The 3985-nt window shown below is 51.2% G+C and carries 5 protein-coding genes; all 5 read left to right on the top strand.

All coding sequences use genetic code 11. The features are described from left to right. A partial coding sequence (locus AC2VLY_RS08875) for a hypothetical protein (RefSeq protein ID WP_486922125.1) occupies positions 1–399 on the top strand: 399 nt, incomplete at its 5' end. Between the two features lie 33 nt (positions 400–432). Then, positions 433–813: a hypothetical protein gene (locus tag AC2VLY_RS08870; protein WP_486893473.1), complete on the top strand. Its 381-nt coding sequence runs from the start codon at positions 433–435 to the stop codon at positions 811–813. A 203-nt stretch (positions 814–1016) separates the two neighbouring features. Beyond that, positions 1017–2099, top strand: coding sequence for a DUF6094 domain-containing protein (locus AC2VLY_RS08865; protein WP_486922124.1), 1083 nt, complete (start codon positions 1017–1019; stop codon positions 2097–2099). Beyond that, positions 2096–2752, top strand: a complete 657-nt coding sequence (locus AC2VLY_RS08860; protein WP_486893471.1) for a hypothetical protein — start codon at positions 2096–2098, stop codon at positions 2750–2752. The genes AC2VLY_RS08865 and AC2VLY_RS08860 overlap by 4 nt, the downstream gene beginning before the upstream one ends. A 16-nt stretch (positions 2753–2768) precedes the next feature. Next, positions 2769–3985, top strand: a 1217-nt coding sequence (locus tag AC2VLY_RS08855; RefSeq protein ID WP_486922123.1) for a hypothetical protein, incomplete at its 3' end; no start/stop codon positions are given.

Below are 3985 nucleotides of genomic sequence, written 5' to 3'. Positions count from 1 at the left end.
ACTGTCCCGCAAGTAAATGAAATCATCAATGCTTTCAAAGCGGGTAATTTTGACGGCATGACGGATAGCTACGAGTACCAAGAATCTCCGTGGAATGAGCTATTTGGGTCTGCCATGTATGTTTTTTCCGATCGCGGCTATTCAGAAGATCTCCTGAAGCGATCAGTGGTTTATTTGTGGCAGAGATTGCCCAGCAATCTCCATGGAATTCCACAACCTGAAAATCCAGCAGAGGTGTTCACCATGACACCCCGGCAGATACCAGAACTCAACATGACCTTCGGCGAAGCAGTTAATTCTCTGGCCTACCAATTCGACTGTTTAAATAGCCGATATGTCCGGGCCTACGGCTGTTCTGGCGGATTTTTGATTCCTGAATCAGAAGCAGAAGCCGCCTAAACACCATCCATTGCTTATTATTAGGAGCTATTTATGTACCCAGAAAATTTCGGTCAACTGGCCTACGATTACAGCAACAAAAAGAATTTCCTGAACAAGTCAGCCGCCTTGCTGCGTACTGTCGCCAAGGGGTTCCCTGACCTGGATTGCCGGGTCAAAAAAAATGAAGGCGGCATCGCTGTAGGGGGTGACGTCTACCTACACATCCACGGCGTCGAAAAAGGTGTCCTGGTCACTATTACGCATTCACCCATCAGTAGCCAGCGTGCGGACGGCGTTATTTGCTACCTGCAACCCCGTCTTCCAGACCGAACCGGTAAATTCACGGTACTACCCGTGAATGCACCCAACCGCTATGTGGCGCTGGATGCCCAGCGTATCCAGACAGAAGTTCAGCGCATGCTCGCTGCCTAATCGTTCTCTTTACCATTTGCCCGGGATCAATTTGATCCCGGCCCTCCTCTTTTCAGGTAATGCCTGAGCCAAACATCCGGCTCCCCATGCAGGATGTTTGGCTCAAGCATGACGTTTCAAACCTCCCAGAGTTTTTGTGTTTTGCACCGTGACCCGGCACGCCAACCGGGATTCTGACTCGCATTCCCATGGGAGAATCCAATATGTTTTCTACATTGAGCTCTGGCGAACGCCAGAATCACAATAAAATCGCGCGCGGTTATTACCGCACCGATGATTCCACAACCCAAGGCATTTGCCATACCTTAGCCCTCCAGGGCGATAAGGCTGTTCTTTTTGACCCCTGCTGCGGCGAGGGTATTGTCGCATCCGACCTCCAAAAATATCTTGGAGAAGATGAATGCACCACATACGGCGTCGAAATAGCGGGTGAGCGATTCAAAAAATCCGCTGCCATCCTGCAAAATGTCTTGCATGGAGACGCCTTGTATTTGGTCGCCTCATCAAGCTGGGCCAGTCTGCTTTTCTTCAACCCCCCTTATGATTGGGTCAAAGTCAAAGACAAGCGGCTGCGCCTGGAACAATTGTTCTGGGAAGCCCATGCCAGTCGTTTAATACCCGGCGGCGTCCTCGTCGCCGTACTCCCGGACTATCTGTTTTATCGGGATGCCCCGCGTATGGCGGAGTTTTTTTCCAACTATCTGCAAAAAGGAACGACGCTGGTCTACCGTGCGGATACGGATAAATTCAAACAAATCGTGGTGATTGGGTATCGCAAAAAAAGCGAAGCCGGGAAAGCATTGGACCCAGACATTGATCTGCGTAATCTCCTGCTGACTCCAGACGCCGAGCTGCCAGCCCTGCCCAAAGAACCTTTAGCCACCCCTTTCCTCATCCCCGATGGCCGGACACCGGATACTTTCCGGATAAACCATCTGACCAAGGAATACGTCGAAATGGTGCTGGCGAAAAATCCACAGTTTGACAAGGAGGTGCAACAATTCCTCCAGACACAGAATGCTCTTTCTCAAAAATTGCGTTCTGTACGGCAGTTACGCGATGGACATATTCCTGCGCTGTTGGCATCTGGTGGATTGGATGGGCACCTGGAAGATGAACAGGGACGCTTTCTGGTCCGAGGCACTGTGCAAACCGTTATGGAAGTATTGGAAGGCGCGGAACCCGAAGAAACCCAGAAAAAAACGGTCACCACCAGTGTTCGTAAGCATATTACGCAGATTCTGGCGTGGGACCTCTCCAATTTTCAGTTAATAAGGATTTCATGATGAATCAGGCATTAGATCAAGTGGAAATCTCTGGAGAAAAATTGTTTTGTGATGCCCTGGGCGTCACCACGCTCTCCGGAAAACGTTACTTCACCGTAGCCAGCCTTATTGGTCGGCGCAGTGCCATGGACTATGCGCTGCCCTCCATTCACAAAGGGGACGCCATTCGATATGAGAAAAATCTGTTTTTTTCCATCGGTCCCCAACGCTATATGGGGAAGAAAGGCACCCTTTCTGATGGCATTCTCAAAACCCTCATCATCCCCAACCAGCATCTTCAGATCCACAACGAAGAGCAGGACAAAAAGGACGAAAAGGACGCAGAAAACAAAATGCTGTCCGAAATAAAAACCGTTTTCTGGTATGGCGAACAGGATAATACAGAAGATTTACTCTGGAACACCCTGCGGCAGTCTCCTGTTCCGGTTCTGGATGCCTGGAAAAAACCCATCATCCAGATCCTTCGGGATGTGTCCGCCATTGATGAGTTGTGCGCACAAAACGGTGCCAAGGCTTCCGGACAGGAACGCATCATCCCCATTGATTTTGTCATTGGCAACACCCAATGGGGCGGGTTTTCCCTCCATGTCAGCGATGACGATATGGCTTCTGCCGTACAGTTTCTTTTACGCAGCAAACGTATCGCTGCCTAACGAAAGGAGTCCTTTTATGGATTTTCATGTCCAGGAAATGCCCATGACCGAATTCATGGGCCGATTTTCGGGTCAACTCTTTGAGAAAGCCAAAAACTTTCTCGACCCGGAATATCAGCACGGCGATCCTCAGCATGCCCATATAGCCGCCCGTCTGGATAGTATCGGGATGTTGCGGCAACCTTTCCCGGCACAACGGGAGGTCATTGAGGCCGGATCCGTGCATCTTTACGAAGAGCAAGCCAAGACCATCGTTCTGTCTCAGGACATGGGTACGGGCAAAACGCTCTGCGGCTCCACTATTGCCATGATGGGAGAAAGACCACAACGCGTCATCGTCGTGGTGCCACCTCACCTCGTCGGCAAATGGGCACGCGAATTGGAGATTACCTTCCCCCAAGTCGTCGTGCATAAAATCAATCATGCAGGAGCTATTGAAGTCCTCGAAAAGGCCTATCAGAAAAACCCCGGCCCGCCCAAAATCCCAGAGTTCTGGATTATCGGTCGGGTTCGATTGCGGATGTCTTACCGGATAGAGACTGCGACCCTCATCCACCGGAAAAAAGGGAACGGCGGATGGTATCACACCCATCATTACTGCCCCGATTGTGGGGGTGCTGTGATGATGCCGGCACCCAAAGAGGACAAAGACAAAGAAAGCAGCATCGGGGACATGACGCTCTATTCCGGGAATGCGGACGGAGAAGCTGGCCCTGCGCAATCTTTTTGTCATGCAGACGAGGCTTGGCTCAGCAAAAGGCGAACCTGTCAGCATGTCCTTTATCCCTCCGATCCGTACAAGGTCACCCAAGGCTGCGGTGCTGCCCTCTGGAAGGCCACCCGCCTGCATCAGAAGTCTCCCGAAGAAACCTTGTCCACGGCGCTTTCTGCGCTACCCGGATTGGGCAAAGTCACCATCCAAAAGTTGATGACCCATGACGGGCAGACGGTCCGCCATATTCTTCGTGACTTATCCAATGGCGATATTCACCCAGCCCTGGCGCAATTACTGAAGCCTGCGGCCATCAAAAAAGTGCGGTCCTATTTGGACCGTACCGGCTTTACGGTGGGAGACGGTAACTATGCGCCCGTCGAATACATCAAACGCAAAATGCGTAGGGGCTGGTTTGATGTGGCCCTGTTTGATGAACTGCACGAATTAAAAGGGGACAACACGGCTCAGGGGGTCGCCTTTGGCATCCTGTCCGGTTGCTGCAAAAAAACCATCGGTCT

This window comes from Acidithiobacillus sp. TH-A36 (assembly GCF_057473445.1).
The sequence above is the reverse complement of the archived record's forward strand: the minus strand, read 5'-3'. Positions and strand labels throughout refer to the sequence as shown.

Bases quoted from the DNA above. Each gene is read 5' to 3' on its own strand.
- AC2VLY_RS08860 (WP_486893471.1), top strand. From the start codon at position 2,096: ATGATGAATCAGGCATTAGATCAAGTGGAAATCTCTGGAGAAAAATTG.
- AC2VLY_RS08865 (WP_486922124.1), top strand. From the start codon at position 1,017: ATGTTTTCTACATTGAGCTCTGGCGAACGCCAGAATCACAATAAAATC.
- AC2VLY_RS08870 (WP_486893473.1), top strand. From the start codon at position 433: ATGTACCCAGAAAATTTCGGTCAACTGGCCTACGATTACAGCAACAAA.